This is a genomic window from Dictyobacter vulcani (assembly GCF_008974265.1).
In the GTDB taxonomy this organism is placed as follows: Bacteria; Chloroflexota; Ktedonobacteria; order Ktedonobacterales; family Ktedonobacteraceae; genus Dictyobacter; species Dictyobacter vulcani.
Genome location: NZ_BKZW01000001.1, coordinates 2471105 through 2489060, shown reverse-complemented (window position 1 = coordinate 2489060; position 17956 = coordinate 2471105). Strand labels below are relative to the sequence as shown.

The following is a 17956-nucleotide window of genomic DNA, read 5'->3' as shown; positions in this document are numbered from 1 at the left end:
ATGACTGATAGTAATACGCGCTTTGGTCCCCTGTTAGTCGAGGGCAAGACCAAGAAAATTTATGCTCATCCTGACGACGACACGCTGGTCTATATGGTGGGCAAAGACCAGATTACCGCGGGCGATGGGGCACGCAAAAATGAAATCGCTGGCAAATCGCGTTTAAGCACGATTACGACTGCCAATGTTTTTCGCTTGCTCAATGAAGGCAAGATCACAACCCACTTTGTGCAGAAGATCGACGACACGACGCTCTTAGTCAAACGTTGCACGATGCTCCCAATCGAGCAGGTGCAACGCCGCATCGCGACCGGCTCGTACCTCAAACGCAAGCCAGAGGTCAGCGAAGGAACGCGCTTTGAGCCTGTCCTGATCGAGACATTTTTAAAAGACGATGTGCGCCACGATCCACAAATCTGGCCCAGGGACATTATCGAACTGGGATTAGCCACCGAAACAGAGATCGAGTGGATGGCTCAGGAAGGGAGACGTGTCTTTGAGGTACTGGAACGTGCCTGGAGCAGTGCGGACGTGACACTTGTCGATCTGAAAATCGAGTTTGGCCGCGATCCTCAAGGACAACTGATGGTCGCCGATGTGATCGATAATGATAGCTGGCGCCTCTGGCCCGGCGGCGATAAATCACGCATGCTCGATAAACAAGTGTATCGCAATCTCCAGCATGTCACGCCCGCGGCACTACAAGATATCGCGGACCGCTATGCACTGGTGGCTGACCTGACAGGAAAGCTACAGGTCAACTAATAAGGACCCGAAAATCATTGATGAATAGGTTACATGTCTTGCAAAAGCAGAATACGAGGAGCCTGGTATGGAGCGACTACACGACGCTTGCGGAATAGTAGGGATCTATATGCCAAAGGGCGACGATAGTCTCGACGTGCGGCGTTATATCACCCTGGCATTGACCGCTTTACAACATCGAGGGCAAGAGAGCGCTGGTATGGCCGTTTATGCGAACAACGGCCAGGTAGCTCATCGCGTTGGCATGGGCAAAGTACGCGAAGTCTTTCGCGATTCTGGCACGAGTCTACCGGAAACCCATTGTGGCATCGGACACGTCCGCTATTCGACTACCGGCTCAAGCTGTGTCGAGAATGCGGGTCCGTTCGTAGTTGGTGAGCGCACAGGTCAATACGAGACCATTGCCCTGGCCCACAACGGCAATATCGTCAATGGCGAAACGTTACGTGAACTCTTCCCAAAAGAGATGTTACTCTCAACCACCGAGAGTGAAATTATTGCCCTCATGCTTCTCTACACGCAAGGAAAAACCTTCCGTGAGCGCATGATCGAAGTATTTCCGGGCCTGCGTGGATCTTACAGCCTGGTCATCCTCGCCGAAGGCAAGCTCTATGCCATGCGCGACCCCTGGGGTATGCGCCCACTCTGCATCGGTCGTATCGGCAACTGCTGGATCGCCGCCTCAGAGTCCTGTGCACTGGACCGAATGGGAGCGACCTATGTACGCGAAGTAGAGCCGGGCGAGTTCATTACCTTTGATGAAGATGGTATGCACTCGGAACTGCTGGTCAAAGCCCAGAAAGCCTCGCTGTGTGTCTTTGAACATATCTATTTTTCCGAAGCCACCAGCCGTCTGAATGATGCCTATATTTATAATGTCCGTGAGTCCCTGGGCCGCGAACTGGCCAGGCAACATCCTGTTGAGGCAGATCTGGTAGTGCCAGTACCCGACTCATCCATTCCAGCCGCGCTGGGTTATGCCGCCGCTTCAGGCATCCCATACAGCCAGGCCATCATTAAGAACCGCTATAGCGATCGCACCTTTATCCAGCCGGACCAGCGCTTACGGCAACTAGAAGTTGATCTGAAATTCAACTTTGTACAGCCTAAAATCGAGGGTGCGCGCCTGGTGATCGTGGATGACTCGATTGTTCGTGGCAACACCATGAAACGCCTGGTCTCAGCCCTGCGCAACCGTGGCGTCAAAGAGATCCACCTGCGCTCCAGTGCACCGCCCCTGCGTCATCCCTGCTATTTCGGCATCGATATACCACAGGAAGATGAGCTGATCGCAGCCGGACGCAGTGTGCAGGAAGTGGCAGATTACATTGGTGTAGATAGTCTGGGATATGTCAGTATGGCTGGACTGGGCCGTGCCATTCAAATCGCGGAACACCCAGACTTACAAAGAGATGATGAGACAGCCCTGAACTTTCTCAACAAAGAATTCTGTTATGGCTGTATGGAAACACAGGGCTGGCCATTTGATCCCATCAAAGAAGCCAAACACCGTACCAGCCAGATCACATTTTTTCCGCGCGACACAGCCGTAAAGGGACAATAAGTAGTCACGAGTCAGCGATCAACCCTGACCGGGATTGAATCACATGACTTAGCAAACAACGCCCCTTCACCAGATACCTCAAACTATCCGGTGAAGGGGAATCCTATGTGTTCCACTTCCGTTAGAAGCAGATTGCACACAATCCATTGGAGGTTTTTAGTTATGCGCGTACTCGTTATTGGATCTGGCGCACGTGAGCATGCACTGGTCTGGAAGCTAGCTCAGAGCCCACGTATCAGCAAGATCTACGCCGCCCCGGGTAATCCAGGTATGCTTCCCTATGCAGAACGTGTGCCATTAGGCGTAAGCCAGCTACACGAGCTGGCAACATTTGTTGAAAATAAGCAGATTGACTTCACAGTGGTCGGACCTGAAGCTCCCCTCATTGACGGCATCGTCGACCTCTTCCGCCAGCGCGGACTGGCCGTCTTTGGTCCAGTCAAAGCTGGAGCCGCCCTCGAAGGCAGCAAAGCCTTCGCCAAAGAACTGATGACTAAAGCTGGCATCCCAACCGCTGGACATCAAACCTTTAATGATTACAAACAGGCCAGAGCCTATCTAGAGAGCCACGGCGCTCCAATTGTGGTAAAAGCCGATGGGAATGCCGCCGGCAAAGGCGCAATCGTCGCCCTGGATAGCGAGACCGCGCACGAAGCACTAAAGCAGATGATGGTCGAACGTGCCTTCGGAGCAGCCGGAGATATCGTGGTCCTGGAAGATTATCTGCAAGGTGATGAGATTGGAGCCACCGCCATCTGCAATGGCACCGATTTCTTACCGCTGGCCCTATCACAGGACCACAAGCGAGCGCTGGACAACGATCAAGGACTGAACACAGGGGGTATGGGTGTCTTTACACCGTTACCATTTGTAGATGCAGCCCAGAGTGAGCAGATCTACAAACAGATCGTTGATGCCACCCTTCACGCCATGAAGAATGACGGCATCGACTTCACCGGCGTGCTCTACTCAAATATCATGCTCACCGCCAGAGGTCCGATGGTCATCGAGCACAATACACGCTTCGGAGATCCAGAGACCCAGGCCTTTATGCTCCTGCTGAAAGCAGATGTACTGAACATCCTGGAGTTCGGTCACGGCAAGACCATTGATCCCCAGACCCTGTGGCATCCAGGCTCAGCGGTCAGCCTGACACTCGCCTCCGGTGGCTATCCTGGTAGATATAATTCGGGCATTCCGATCACAGGTGTAGAAGAGGCCAATAAACTTGACAACGTCCATGTCTTCCATGCTGGTACAGCCATGAAGGATGATCAACTCGTCACCGCTGGAGGCCGTGTACTGAGCGTTGTCGCGCGTGGTACCAGCTTACAGGAAGCGGTTGATCGTGCCTATGAGGCCGCCAGCTATATCTCATTCGAGGGCATGCACTATCGCAAAGATATTGCCCATCGTGGACTGGACGCAGTAAGCAAACAATAATTTCAAGGGGACGAAAAGGACTACAAGGGATGAGCGGTATCGAACACGGTACAAATCAGAGTTACTCGGGACAGAGGTCGGACGCGCCATTGCGTTTGGCGGTCCTTATTTCTGGCAGCGGGAGCAATCTGCAAGCGCTGATAGACGCCATTGAAAATCAGCAGTTGCCAGGCGTAGAAATCGCGCTGGTGATCAGCAACAAAGCGCATGCCTATGGACTGCAAAGAGCACTCAAGCATAAGCTTCCTGTCGCCTATATTCCCTGGAAAAAGCGCGAAGAGGCAGAAGAGAAGATCGCTTCGCTGATTCAACTCTTCCAGGCTGATCTGGTGGTACTTGCAGGCTGGATGCGCATCTTGAGCGCGAACTTTACCGCTCAATTTCCACAGCGCATGATCAATCTGCATCCTGCACTCCTGCCAGATGATGGCAGAGACACCTATACCACCAGCGATGGTAGCATCATACCCGCACTGCGTGGCCTGCATGTGGTTGAGCAAGCCCTGGAAAGAGGCATAAAAGTGACAGGCAGCACCGTCCACTATGTCATTCCTGAAGTTGATGCTGGCCCGGTAATTGGTCGGGCCGAGATCACCATAGAGGAAGGAGATACCGCCGATAGTCTCCACGAAAAGCTCAAAATCCAGGAACACCGCCTGATCGTCGAAGCAGTACGCGCACATAGCCAACACCCCCCATGTAGCGGCAGCACTTGCCGCTGCGACCTTTCGGTTAGCGAGACGTTGAGAGATGGTTCGACGTGACCAGCAAGCAAGGTGTACGTGGAGAGGGCGCCACACGCGGAGGCCGCCCTGCGACGTTTGCGCAGGCCAGCGTGCAAGCACGACTCGCAGTGCTGTGGCGCCTACAGGGATCGTGTGTGCCGTTGCCTGCTCGCACAGCAACGTGGCGGGTAAGCGCGTGGATCCTCCCCGTACCTTCTCGGAGAGGATCACGAAACAGGATCCGTCGCGGTGTAGGCGCCACAGGCATGCGCTGCTCGTTGAGCCCCTCGCTCCACCATCACGCCGCATGCTGGCCTCCGCGTGTGGCGCCCTCTCCACGGACTATTTTTATGGCCACAAAAGCGCTTCAACGAAACATATTGGCGACGAGCGCTGCCGGTACGTTGGAGAACTCCTCCGGTTGAACAATCCCCATCCCATATACACATAAATCATTACCCTGAATTTTGATGACAGGCTATCTATTAGTAACACACTGGCAAATCCGTTCGTGTAACAGCCACAAGATAAGGAGAAGATAGCAGTAGTTGATCAGCTTAAAGTAAGCATAGCAATGTGCTGTCCAGCGTCCCGAAAAACTGATTCTCTGACATATATAGAGAAAGGAAAAAGCAGTGACAACCAACTACAACCAGTTAGCCATCGGTGTCTTCGATCGAGATGTAGATGCGAAACATGCGTTAGATGAATTGCTGCAATTAGGATTGGACAAGGATCAGCTAGGGTTTGCGTGTCGGGATAGCAATGCAGCAACCTCTAGTTTACGAAGAGATCTCATGAATCTGGGTGTTTCTGCTGATGCGGCTACCTATTATGACAACCAGTATAACGCTGGCCATCCCATTGTCTCGGTAGATGCAAGACAGCGAGAAACAGAGGTGATTGCGATCTTACGACGCTATGGGGCGATGGAAGAAAGAGGTGGTACAGCAACCGCAGCTAATCAAGCGAGAGCCGATAACGCTGGTGCAGTCAGCAATCAGCCCGCTCCTCCACCTGCTTACAATGCACCTACTGAAAACCCACCCGCTTATGGTTCCGCAGCTAGCAATCAACCTGCTTATGGAGCGCCAATCAGCAATCAACCTGAAAACGCACCTACTTACAAAGCTCCAGAGCCAACCAAAGCCGATAACGCACCCGCTTTTGGGAGCGCAACTGGAGCCGCGGCCAGCACCTATGGCACACGCGACCAAAAAGAAGTCTATCCAGCACAACCGTCAGTAAGTAAAGAACAGCCTCCCCAGGAAGCCTATCCAGCACAACCGTCAGTGAGTAAAGAACAGATTGCAAAAGCACCACAGGATGAAAATACGTCGATGAATGTTCCTGTGGGTGAAGAAAAGGTTGATGTCATCAGAGAAACCAGGATGTCAGAGGAAGTAGACATCAGTGGACGCCCGATACAAGGAAGCCAGCGCATTCAGGAAGATGTCCGACGTGAAGAAATACGTCCTGATAATGCCGCTGAAGCCTCAAAGAATGTACGTCCTGATAGTAAGCCAGGCTTGAAGAACCCACTCGACCGCGTTAAAGATTTTATCGATGAAAAACTTCCGATCGATGATAAGCGTGCCAGTAGTGGACCAGACAATACGCTAAATCCTTAACATAAACATCTGTCAACATTAGAATAGTATCCCTACCTTTTTCAGTAATGAATTGGAAAAGGTAGGGATACTTTATATTGCCAGTGATAGCCATAAAACGGCCGTCGCTGCCGCTTAAGACCAGACTGCACATTTCTGCAAAATGGCTACATTATGGCAAGTTAGAGAGTAGTGTGGATCACTATGGTTGTGCTTATATTGACACTATTCAGCTCTGTAGTCCGTAACACCTGTGTATGTAGAGCATGCTTTAAAGAAAAAAAGCAAGGTTCCACCAACCTTGTAGGTGATATAAAACACAACAAGAAGAAAGGGAACAGAGCTATGAATAATACTACTCAAAATCCACTCGTCGTAGGAGTGTTCCAGAACGAAGAGGCGGCCAGGCAGGCCATCACACAACTACACGACGCAGGCTTTTCCCGTGAGCAGTTAGGCTTCGCGAATACAACCGGCCAGACCACTGAGACCAACCTGCATGAAGAACTGGTCAAACTCGGCGTCGCCCAGGAACACGCTGGCTACTATCAAAATGCCTACCAGGCAGGACAACACATCGTTTCTGTCCGTGCCGATGGCCGTGATCAGGAAGCCGCGAGTATCCTCAGCGCGAATGGTGCTACGGGCATTAACGCTGATCCGAATGTCAGCACCACAGCGGATGCGACCCCACAGACTGCTGGATATAACAATAACAACGATCCCATGCAAAATCCAGCCAATCAGCCAGCAAACTATCAGAACAGCACCTATAACAATGCCAATCAGCAGGGTTATGCTAACACCAACAACTATAATGCCGATCAACAGCAGCAGTATGGCAATGCTAATCAGCAGCAGTACAATGATCCCAATTATAGCAATGCCAATCAGCAACAACAGTATGGCAATGCTAACCAGCAACAGTATAACGATCCCAACTATAGCAATGCCAATCAGCAGGGTTATAATGGTGGACAGAACTCAGGTGCTGATGCCACTGCCTACAATGGCCAGGAGACTAATATGGATCGTCTGCATCGCGTTACTGAAGAGGAGCGCCAGAACCGCGAGCGCATGCAGAGAAATGATAACGAGAACTTTGGTCGTTAACGATTGTAGTTAAGCACAACCTTTAAAGATCCCAACAGAAGACCAGAGGGTCTGACGGTAGCCAGCATGTTGTTTATCCTCTCTCAACATGCTGGCTACCGTCTTTTGTTAGCCATTATTCAACGTGTACACCGACACGCTCAAGGAAGCGACGGCTAATCTCAGCGCGATATTTCATAGGCATACGTCCCGGAATGCAGTGGGAATCCGAGCCGGTGGTGCCCAACAAATCATGCTTTTCTACATATTCCAGATAGACTTTAACCATTTCCTGGCTATGGTAAGGATGGTACATTTCGATACCATCGATGGCAATTTCGGCCCGCAATTGATCCAATAAGGCCGTATCATAAAAGGTAAAGCCATTCTCACGGCGTCCTGGATGAGCAATCAAACAGACACCACCGCTGCGATGTACGGCATCTACGGTCTCAGCCATATCTGAACGGATCGATTGAAAGCCTGCTTCCCGCATCTTTTGGATGCCTGCCTGCCAGCTTGGCACATGGCCATGTTCACGCAAGAGCATAGCATTATCTACCGGGAAACGGAGTTTGCCACCATGCGCAGCCAGCAATTCCTCCTGCCGAGGAAAATCATAGCCCTGACGACGCAAATTTTCATTGACCTCATGAGTATTTTCAAGCTGCATCCGAGCTATCTTTTCAGCCACAGGAGCCAGCACATTATTTTCAGGATCAAAGCCGTAGCAGAGCATATCACCCATGCGGCCATTGCCAACGGGTCCATTCCACTTGGTGCTCATTTCAACACCCGAGAGAACGGCTAGCTGCTGCGCAGCGCCGAGGGCCTGTATTTCAGCAACTTTATCCACACGATCATGATCAGTTACAGCAATCAGATCGAATTTTTCTTTTGCCAGAAAATCAATCACCTGTTGAGCTGGCCAGCGTCCATCACTATAAGTTGTATGCATATGAAGATCAATAGAAGAATCGGGATGTAATGTTACATTACTGGTTAGACGAGCCAAGATGAACTCCTTTTAAGAGAAAAATCACTATCCTTTGCTATCATCGTACCACAAGATGACCTTTATGCCACCCGGCACCTGAGTACATAGGGACACAGTACCTGCGATCAACCCAGACCAAAATTGATCGGGATACCAAAAATATTGAGTAGTGCGACGATCAATGGAGCAACGAACAGCGCGGGCAACATATTGGCGACTTTGATACGTTTAATATCCAAAATATTTAAGGCCAGGCCAACCAGAATCACCCCACCCACAGCCGCCAATTCAACCACGCGCGGCTGCTGCGCCATACTCAAATGAGGATCAGAAACAAGCAACGGCTTTACCAGTCCTGCTAACAGTGAAATGCTCCCCTGCACCAGTAAAATGGTGGCGCCAGCAAAAAGGGTACCAACACCAAAACTACTGGCAAAAATAATAGCCGAGAAACCATCCAGCACAGCCTTGATAGCCAGCAAGCGATAATCGCCCGTCAGACCATCATTAATTGAGCCCAGAATCGTCAGGGGTCCCACACAGAACTGTAAGCTGGCAATCACAAAAGCCGTCGTAAAATTTTGTGGACTATCGGCACGGCTAAAGCGCTTCTTCAACCAATCTCCCAGCCAATTGATACCTTTATCGATATTTATCAATTCCCCAATTACAGAGCCAATCACCAGGGCCAGCAATGGAATCAAAGCATTTTTAGTTGAGATGCCAGAAGAGATCCCCATCACCACCGTAATCAAGCCAATCGCAGCAATCACAATCGTTTTAATACGTTCAGGCAAACGCTCGCCTATGAGTAGTCCCAGTACACCTCCCACCATCACCGTCGCAAAATTAATCAGGGTTCCCGTCATACAAAAAAAGACCTCCAGAAAATTGTATCTTTTAGTATGCGGTGTCAAAAAATGTGCTTTGCACATTTTTTGACACCACATACTAAAATCATTTTGGGCGCTTTAGGGCCCGCGTGCGGCTAGCTGTACACTCCCCAACAAGAGGAGGAATCAAACATTATATAAAAAAAATATGCTATATACTGCGGGTCGCAAACTCTTCTGCATGCTGGATACGACTCATAATAGAAGGATGGCTCGAATACCCATCCTTATGAGCCAGAATCTCATTGATATTGGCCAGTTTGACCATGGTGCTCTTAAAAGCCAGGTGCTTACCAGTCTGGCGCAGCGCGAATTCATCGGCCCGATATTCCGTCAGGCGACTGTACCTGTTCATAATAATACCTGTTAACAACCAGGATAGCACAAAAAAGCTTAAAAGAAACGGCATGGTGGCGCTATCCGAGACACCATCAAACAGATAGACAGGGATGTCTGTCAGATCACCCAGCAGCAGCGCCAGTAAGCTATACACCATCATCCGCACACCGGTTCGGGCAAAGACATACTTCCAGGCATCCGCATGGACATAATGAGCCAGTTCATGCGCCAGTATCACCTCAATCTCATCGGGAGAAAAGCGTTCCAGCATAGTGTGCGCAATGCAGATAGAACGTGTCCGTCCCCAACCAATCACGAACGCGTTGGGGGCGATCCTGGCACCTGGTTTAGCCAGGATATAAATGCCTGTTACAGAAGTTGAGAGGCGCTGCATCAACAATTGTAAACGCTGGACCAACTCACCATCCTCCAGGCGAGTCATAGTATATGTGTGTGATAAAGTAGCTGGCTTGCGCTGCGCGATAAAAATATCTACGAGTAACTGAAGAGCGGCAAAAACACAAACCCACCACATCTGGAGAGATGCTTCCAGCAGGTAAATAAGTTGCACCCATAGCGCCCACCTCAATAGTAACCGACCCTGGATCCGGCAGTGACGCCATAGACAGTCACGCAGAGACGAGGTCGGCAATTGATGATAGCGCTTCAGATCATAGTCCAGATAACAAAAGAGCGGAATATATAGCACTTCGAAGCAGCAGACGCAGAGGAGATAGCCGAACAGCACAGGCAGAGGATACCAGCCAGGGAGCGGCTGCCAGAGAGAAAAGGAATCATGCTGCGATGCCAGAGAGCATTCGTCAGGCCAATCAAACTCAAAGCATGCCCTGGATAGATACAAAAGAGGCTACCAATTACGAGCAGAAAAGGGATAGCGAACAAACACACAAGGGTGCGCCGAGCATCTCGGTAGATACGCAGGCGTTGTTGTCGCCCCACATTAATCTGTTGCACACCAGAACCTTTCAACAGCGAACATCGTGTTCAATCAGCAAAAGACACGTCTCACAACAACTATAACACAACAAAAGCAACCATGTCCTGGTCTTTTTAGCGACCATTTTGTACGCATCTCACATAATGGAGAGCGCTAACTACAGGTCCCTGTTTAGCCATAGAGGACTCCTATCTGTGGTACAATAGCGTCGATCTACAGACAACAACGACCAGTTACATAATATAATACTATTCTTTAGCGATATAAACTTACTATTTATACATTTCTGCTAATTCGTGATACGGAGGGTGATGATGTTGGAACGACAAGATTTATTAGCAGGCCTCAACCAACCGCAGCAAGAGGCCGTAACCACAACAGAAGGACCAGTGTTAATCCTGGCGGGACCTGGTAGCGGCAAGACACGCGTGATCACCCATCGTATTGCGTATCTCGTACAGCACGAAGAGGTCTCTCCCTGGCGCATCATGGCCGTCACATTTACCAATAAAGCAGCGCGCGAGATGCGTGAGCGTCTGGAAAAACTGGTTGGCGTCAATGAATCCAAAGAGATGATGATCGGCACCTTCCATGCGATCTGTGCCCGTGTCCTGCGCATAGAAGCCGATCACCTGGCTCCTCTGGGACTCTCCCGCTCTTTTGTGATTCTGGATACCGACGATCAGAATACCCTGCTAAAACAGGCAATCAAAGAACTCAATCTGGATGAAAAACAGTATCGGCCAGCCACTATTCAGGCGCTGATCTCACGCGCCAAAAACGATATGCAGGGTCCAGATCAGATGGCTGAACTGGCCACCAAATATGTCGAAGAAGTAGCAGCCCGTGTCTACAAAGTCTACCAGAAGTTGATGCGCAAAAATAATAGTGTCGACTTTGACGATCTGATCATGTTGACAGAGCGCTTATGGAGAAACGAGCCAGAAGTATTGAAGCGCTACCAGCGCCGCTGGCAATATGTGCATGTGGACGAGTTCCAGGACTGCAATCTGCCGCAATACAAACTGATCCGCCTGCTTGGCTATGGCACAGACAGTGAGCATGAGGGGGTCGGCAATGTGTGTGTGGTTGGTGATGACGACCAGATGATTTATACCTGGCGTGGTGCCAGCGCGGAGAACGTCCTGCGCTTCGAGCGCGACTTTCCACAGACCCGCATACTCTTGCTGGAACAAAATTATCGTTCAACCCAGACCATCCTGGATGCCGCGCAGGGAATTGTGAAGCGCAATAGTCTGCGTAAAAACAAAAAACTCTGGACCGCGCAGGGGAATGGCGAGAAGATCATCATCCATGAGGCCTATAATGAGGAACAGGAAGGTCTCTACACCGCACAAGAGATTGTGCGCCTGCTCGCACGCGGAGAGATTGACAAGCGTAGCGAAGTAGCCGTCATGTATCGCACCAACGCGCAGTCCCGCGCACTGGAAGAGCAATTCCTGCGCATGAATATTCCCTATAAGGTTATTGGTAGCCGCAAATTCTATGACCGTAAAGAGATCAAAGATATGCTGGCCTACATGCGCCTGCTCGCCAATCCGAATGATGACCTGAGTCTGTTACGCGTTGTCAATGTACCTAACCGTAAAGTCGGTCCTAAGACCGTTGGAGAACTACAACAGTGGGCCGCCCAACACAATACCTCCCTCTATGGCGCCCTGGACACTATTCAGACGCACCCGACGCTGGGCAAGGCCGCAAAAAGCGCCCTGGAAAGCTTCCACAAACTGGTCAGTGACCTGCGTGGCGCACTTGACGAACTGCATCTGCCAGAACTGCTTGACCGCATCGCTGAGCGCAGCGGCTATGGTCCAGAGCTACGAGCCGCCTCAGAGGGGGAAGAACTGGATCGCTGGGGGAACGTACTGGAATTGCGGCGCGTGGCCGAGGATTACGCTGAGATCGAGACACGCAGTGCCCTGGAACTGTTCCTGGAGAATGTCGCCCTGGTCGGTGGCGCCGACACCGTACAATCCGGTGAGGACGGCTCATTGATCCGTGAGGAGACCACCGATGCCGTGACGTTGATCACGCTGCATGCGGCCAAAGGTCTGGAGTATCCTGTGGTCTTTATCGTCGGCATGGACGAAGGCTCGCTCCCCCATTCACGCTCAATCGACAAGCCAGAGCAGGTGGAAGAAGAGCGCCGTCTGGCCTATGTGGGCTTTACCCGAGCCATGAGCCGTCTTTATCTGGTACGCGCCCGCCGTCGCTCTGTCTTTGGCGAAACCCAATATACCGAGCCCTCACGCTTCCTGGACGACATTCCAGCAAAGCTACTGACCAAACGAGGTGGCGCGATAGCTCAAAATCAGTCCAGTGCTACCAGAGGGGGAAATCAAAACCGCTCGCAACAACGTCAATACAACTGGGAAGACGACTTTAATCAAGATCCCTACGGTGATACTGGCGGACGTGTCTTTGGCCGTGGTAGCAGCGGAAAATCCAGCACCCCCTCACGCAACTACTCATCGCTCCCATCGGCTCCCAGGGGTCAAGGTAGCATGTCCTCAACGGGCAACTTTAAAAGTCCTGAGCCGGCCAAACCCAAAGTACAACGCTTCAAACCAGGCGATCGTGTACGCCATAACATCTTTGGGGATGGTATTATCCTGAAAAGCGAAATGGAATCAGGCACAGAGTTCGTCGAAGTCCAGTTTCCAGGCAAACATGGCAAGAAGCGCCTCAGCCTTGACTTTGCCCGTCTGGAAAAACTCTAAAGAAGCAAGGAACCATGCAACACGAGCCACAAGAACAACCAGAAGCACCCTCGCTACTCGATGGCAATCGCGAGCTAGCGGTGCTCTATACCATTGCCAGTTATCTGAACCGCCAGGTTGATGTGCATGATGCACTCCAGGAGGTGCTGACGCATGTTACCCAATTGCTCGGTCTGCGTACAGGCTGGGTCTGGATCTTTGATGACAAAGGCGATCCAGTGGTGGCCGCTGCCCAATCGCTCCCTCCCTATCTCGCAGACCATTCCGAACGCATGTGCGGCTCCTGTGTGTGCCTGGATACCTACAGGGAGGGAGCCGTAGAGGAAGCATCCAATATCAATGTCCTGCGCTGTAGTCGGCTCAAAAACGCCGAGCGGGACAGTGATCCTACGGCTCTGGGACTACGCTTTCACTCAAGCGTCCCCATCTATGCAGGCTCAACAATGCTGGCGGTACTCAATGTGGCCAGCGAGGACTGGCGCGAATTACGGCCCGATGAACTACAACTCCTGCATATCATCAGTGATCAGATTGGTCTGGCGATGCAACGCGCCCTCCTCTCAGCCGAGCATACCAGGGCGGCCGCGCGGCTGGCAACCACGGAAGAGCGCAATCGCCTGGCCCGCGAGATTCATGATACGATGGCCCAGGGTCTCGCCGCGATTGCCTTACAACTAGAAACCGCCGACGCCATCATCGAGTCACGACCCGAACGGGCTCATGAATTGATTCAACGCGCGCTGGTCCTGACGCGTCATAATCTGGAAGAAGCTCGACGCTCCGTCATGGATCTGCGAGCCGCATCTCTCCAGGAACATACGCTACCAGAAGCGCTGGCCTCCATGGCTGCAGCAGAGCCTCTTCCTGTTGTACAATACAGCTATACTCCCATGATAGGATTTCCAGCGCTGCCAGCACGTATTGAAGCAAGCCTCTATCGCATCGCGCAGGAAGCACTGACCAATGCCCGCAAACATGCTCATGCTCAGCAGATTGAAATGCACCTGACAGCTGAAGAAACCTGGATCAGTCTGAGTATCCAGGACGATGGCATCGGCTTTGATGCGGATACGACGCTCCAACAAAGTGGCCCCAACACAGGCCATTTTGGACTCACTGGTATGGGAGAACGCGTACACATCCTGGGTGGCAACATGTGCATACTCAGTGAGAAAGACGCTGGCACATGCATTGAAATCTCAGTGCCTTACTAATAAGCATAACCTGAAACATCAGCCTGATTTCCTATCTGAAAGGCGCAAACCATGATCCGCATCATACTGGCCGATGATCATCCTATCGTCCGCGAAGGATTGCATACCTTGCTGGAAACACAGCCGGACTTTGAAGTAATTGCCGAGTGTACCAATGGAGATGAAGCACTACGTACGACGGCACAGTTGCAACCAGATATGCTCTTACTGGATCTCGAAATGCCCGTAAAAGATGGAGTAGAGACTATGCGCCAGCTCGCCCTACGAGCGCAACGTCCACGCGTCATTATCTTTACTGCCTTTGATGATGATGAACGCATCATTCATGCCCTGCAGGCAGGTGCAGATGGCTATCTACTCAAAGAAGCACCACGCGAAGAAATCTTTAAGTCTATTCGCATTACTATGAGTGGTGGCTCCATGTTGCAACCAATCGTAGCCTCAAAGCTCCTACGCCACGTTGGTCAACAAAAAAACACCGCGCGTGCCTCCAGCGCCCTACCACCAGTTGAAGAGCTTACCGAACGCGAATTAGAAGTCCTGCGCCTGCTCGCGCAAGGTATGCCCAACAAAGAGATCGCGGCTCAGCTTATTATCAGTGAGCGCACAGCCAAATTTCATGTCAGCTCCATTATGAGCAAGCTAGGGGCCACTAATCGTACAGAAGCAGTTGCGCTGGCCGCACAACGTGGACTTATTAATCTCAATGAGCAATAAATTCTTGCTAGCATAAAACCCATCAGACCGCAAAAATATGCAGACAATAAAAATATCGTGTAACGATTTATTGACGGTTTTAGTAATTTTAAAGCCTCCCTGCACATGAATAGATTAACCGGACCATAAGAAATTTAGGCTAGTTTTAGCCTGAATACCCGAAGACCGAAACAGCCTGATATACAATACAACATAGTATGAAACCGTCAGGGAATAATTTTTTTGCTCTTGATACAATAGAATATTTGAATATTCCAATAAATCATCCTATTGATGATAGAGCTCATCAGGACGAATACAGATGAAACTACCGCGCTCAACAGCTTTTATCTCTGTACTCTTACTTATTGGCATACTCTCACTGGTAATCATCGGAATTACCAATGGCGTAGGAACAGCTATGACGCATGGTCCCAACATGGACCATGTTTCAGGGGTTATCACCAACATAGCTCCTGATAAAAGCTTTACCATTAAAACAGCTAAAGGGGTCATTGAGCATTTTCAGTGCAGCGAACGCTGTTCCAATGCCATACCCCATATGCAACGTCACGTCAATGAACGTGCCAATACAGATATTTATTACATGCAAACAGCGAACGGAACGTTGATAGCCGTAGACGTAGATTAAAGGACAAGAAATAGTACAAACATTGGTTTATGTCTACTCTTTGATCAGCAAAACAATGGACAATTATACAGGCATTTTCTTCATATGTCGTCAGGATGTGAGATTGTGAACAACGAGTCGGATAAAAAAATTGTACCCGGTCAACAAAAGGGCAAACCAACGCATGACCAGGCAGATATCGTCATCATTGGTAACGGCATCGCAGGCCTCACTGCTGCGGTGGAAGCACGCCGTCTCGCTCCCGAAAAACGTATTGTGATCGTGACAGATCAAATACATCCAACAATCAATACTCCTGCCCTCAAACAATTTGCGATCGCAAAACTGACAAGGGAGCAACTACTGGCGTATCCTGCAGGCACCGAACGAGCCGAACGTATCCACGTTGTGAGTTCGCGAGTAACAGAGATCCACGCCCAGAGTAAGTATGTTACCCTGAGCAACAAACGTGGGTTTGGATATGAATCGCTTTTAATCGCCACCGGTAGTACCCCACAAGGATTGCCTGAGAACATCCCTGGCCGCAATTTTGATGGTGTGCTGACACTGCATCGACTACAGGACTACCTGGATCTGCGTCGCCGCCTGGGAGAGGTAAATGAGGCCATTGTGATCGGTGGAGGCGTCCACGCCATTGAAACCGTGATGGGTCTTCTCTACTGGGGAATTCGAACGCACTGGTTGATCCGTGGCAAAACATTTATGGGGCGCGTTCTGGACGATCCCGCCTCTGAGATCGTGCTGAACAACGTGCGCCGAGCGGGCGCCATCGTCCATCTGGAAACTGAAGTCGCCGGCATCATTGGACGCGTAGGAGCAGTAGCCGGCGCAATAACCAATCAGCAGGAAATGATCCCCTGTCAGATCGTGTTAAGCTGCACAGGCACCCGGGCCGCCACTTCCCTGGCCCGAAGTTGTACAGTGCCCATGATGCATAAAAATGGCATCATGGTTGACGACAAATTGCGCACCAGTGTTCGCGGCATCTATGCGGCCGGAGACGTCGCCGCCTTGAAAAATCCACAGACAGGCAACTATGAACCACGGGCCCAATGGTATGCAGCCGTGGCACAAGGACGCATCGCCGGATCCATGATGGTCGGTCATAGCGAGCTGGCTATGCAACCATTTGGAGTACCCTGGCATGCCACTCACCTTGGAGAGCTCTCCATGCTCACAGTCGGTGAGCCCATCAGTTCAGATCCTCGCCTGACCACCTTAACCGACACCAGCCAGGGTGGTTATCGCCGCATGAGCATCTTAGAGGATCGATTGGTTGGCTACCTCTCCCTGGGTAGCAGTCAGCCAGACAGCCTGGCCATCAAACGCCTGATTGACGAAGCTGTCTCGATCAAAGATGTCACCAGGTCGCTCTTAAAAGGACAATTTGATTCGCGCTCATATCTTTCAAACCAGCGTTCGCATGCTGCCAGAAATATGCTGCTCTTGAATCAACCCGCGGCGCCCCTCAAACGCGAGGAGGCTACGCCAACCAGAAAGCTACCAAATACAGGCGAGTTACGACAAGTAGCGGCACAAAGCCAGACCAATTATGTAGCGGCTAGCCATCCAAATCACCAGCTAAATGAACCACAAACGGATCAATTGGCGCCGATGGCAGTCATGCCTTTTGACATTGATGAGATTAATCCATTTAGCGGTAACCTGCCCGATGTCTCATTTTCAGGACTTGATGGAACCGGACTATATTCACAAGGCAAATTTATGCAGCCACGGCCGGGACCAGCCACACCACCACCAATGCAGCCGCAGCCACGTTCCGGGCTAATCAATGGTAGAACTGAACAGAAGGCCACCCCCAATAAAAAAGAGGCGTCCTACAAATTGTGGGCCTATGTCAATGCAGAACCTGAGGACAACACTGGCAGAAGGCAGAATATCCATGAAGGAGAACGATACTAAATGCTAAGAATGCTAAAACCAAATGCCATCATCCTTCATAAAACGCGCCCCCAGGTCGGACAAGAGATCCAGGCGTGCATCGGTTGTAACGAGTGTATCCTGGCCTGTCCGGCAGTAGCGGAACCCATTACCATCGATATGCTCAACCGTGAAACGCTCTCAGGCTCTATCTCCGCACCCATCGCACGCTTTGCACGCGCTTGCTACCAGTGCGGTGCCTGCGTTGCGCCATGCCCGGTTGGACTGCATCGTGATGCCATGATGCTCTGGTTAAAAGTGCGGCTTCTCAGCATGGGTGCAGAGGAATAGATGATCGGAATAGAACAAAAGCAGCAAAAGAGAGG

At 50.9% G+C, this 17956-nt stretch carries 16 protein-coding genes; 12 read left to right on the top strand and 4 right to left on the bottom strand.

Going from position 1 to position 17956, the window contains the following annotated elements; translation table 11 throughout:
* The 6 genes from KDW_RS10425 to KDW_RS10395 all read left to right on the top strand — a co-directional run bounded on the left by KDW_RS10425 (position 1) and on the right by KDW_RS10395 (position 7220).
* Positions 1–765, top strand: a complete 765-nt coding sequence (locus KDW_RS10425) for a phosphoribosylaminoimidazolesuccinocarboxamide synthase (protein ID WP_151755889.1) — start codon at positions 1–3, stop codon at positions 763–765.
* 67 nt (positions 766–832) lie between these two features.
* On the top strand, positions 833–2329 hold the full coding sequence (gene purF / locus KDW_RS10420; protein ID WP_151755888.1) for an amidophosphoribosyltransferase: 1497 nt from the start codon (positions 833–835) through the stop codon (positions 2327–2329).
* Positions 2330–2491: 162 nt separating this feature from the next.
* On the top strand, positions 2492–3772 hold the full coding sequence (gene purD / locus KDW_RS10415) for a phosphoribosylamine--glycine ligase (RefSeq protein WP_151755887.1): 1281 nt from the start codon (positions 2492–2494) through the stop codon (positions 3770–3772).
* Between the two features lie 29 nt (positions 3773–3801).
* Positions 3802–4536, top strand: a complete 735-nt coding sequence (gene purN / locus KDW_RS10410; protein ID WP_151755886.1) for a phosphoribosylglycinamide formyltransferase — start codon at positions 3802–3804, stop codon at positions 4534–4536.
* 596 nt (positions 4537–5132) lie between these two features.
* Positions 5133–6128, top strand: coding sequence for a DUF2382 domain-containing protein (locus KDW_RS10400; protein WP_151755884.1), 996 nt, complete (start codon positions 5133–5135; stop codon positions 6126–6128).
* Between the two features lie 324 nt (positions 6129–6452).
* Positions 6453–7220, top strand: coding sequence for a hypothetical protein (locus KDW_RS10395; protein ID WP_151755883.1), 768 nt, complete (start codon positions 6453–6455; stop codon positions 7218–7220).
* Positions 7221–7335: 115 nt separating this feature from the next.
* Here the strand turns inward: KDW_RS10395 and KDW_RS10390 are convergent, their stop codons facing one another.
* From KDW_RS10390 to KDW_RS10375, 4 genes are all read right to left on the bottom strand, one after another.
* The gene (locus tag KDW_RS10390) at positions 7336–8214 is read right to left on the bottom strand and encodes a PHP domain-containing protein (RefSeq protein WP_233097668.1); all 879 of its coding nucleotides are present in this window, start codon (positions 8212–8214) and stop codon (positions 7336–7338) included.
* Positions 8215–8321: 107 nt separating this feature from the next.
* The gene (locus KDW_RS10385; RefSeq protein ID WP_162005121.1) at positions 8322–9065 is read right to left on the bottom strand and encodes a DUF554 domain-containing protein; all 744 of its coding nucleotides are present in this window, start codon (positions 9063–9065) and stop codon (positions 8322–8324) included.
* Between the two features lie 175 nt (positions 9066–9240).
* On the bottom strand, positions 9241–9999 hold the full coding sequence (locus KDW_RS10380) for a M48 family metalloprotease (protein ID WP_151755881.1): 759 nt from the start codon (positions 9997–9999) through the stop codon (positions 9241–9243).
* 95 nt (positions 10000–10094) lie between these two features.
* Positions 10095–10403 (bottom strand): hypothetical protein, encoded by a 309-nt coding sequence (locus KDW_RS10375; protein ID WP_151755880.1) that lies wholly within the window; start codon positions 10401–10403, stop codon positions 10095–10097.
* Positions 10404–10697: 294 nt separating this feature from the next.
* Between KDW_RS10375 and KDW_RS10370 the strand changes: the two genes are divergently transcribed.
* The 6 genes from KDW_RS10370 (at position 10698) to KDW_RS10345 (ending at position 17921) form a co-directional block, all read left to right on the top strand.
* Positions 10698–13127 (top strand): ATP-dependent helicase, encoded by a 2430-nt coding sequence (locus KDW_RS10370; RefSeq protein ID WP_151755879.1) that lies wholly within the window; start codon positions 10698–10700, stop codon positions 13125–13127.
* A gap of 14 nt (positions 13128–13141) precedes the next feature.
* The gene (locus KDW_RS10365) at positions 13142–14341 is read left to right on the top strand and encodes a GAF domain-containing sensor histidine kinase (RefSeq protein ID WP_151755878.1); all 1200 of its coding nucleotides are present in this window, start codon (positions 13142–13144) and stop codon (positions 14339–14341) included.
* Between the two features lie 51 nt (positions 14342–14392).
* Positions 14393–15058, top strand: a complete 666-nt coding sequence (locus tag KDW_RS10360) for a response regulator (RefSeq protein WP_151755877.1) — start codon at positions 14393–14395, stop codon at positions 15056–15058.
* A gap of 301 nt (positions 15059–15359) precedes the next feature.
* Entirely contained in the window at positions 15360–15689 is a 330-nt protein-coding gene (locus KDW_RS10355; RefSeq protein WP_151755876.1) for a hypothetical protein, read from the top strand.
* 105 nt (positions 15690–15794) lie between these two features.
* The gene (locus KDW_RS10350; RefSeq protein ID WP_162005120.1) at positions 15795–17612 is read left to right on the top strand and encodes an NAD(P)/FAD-dependent oxidoreductase; all 1818 of its coding nucleotides are present in this window, start codon (positions 15795–15797) and stop codon (positions 17610–17612) included.
* Entirely contained in the window at positions 17613–17921 is a 309-nt protein-coding gene (locus tag KDW_RS10345; protein WP_151755874.1) for a 4Fe-4S dicluster domain-containing protein, read from the top strand.
* Positions 17922–17956: the final 35 nt, after the last annotated feature.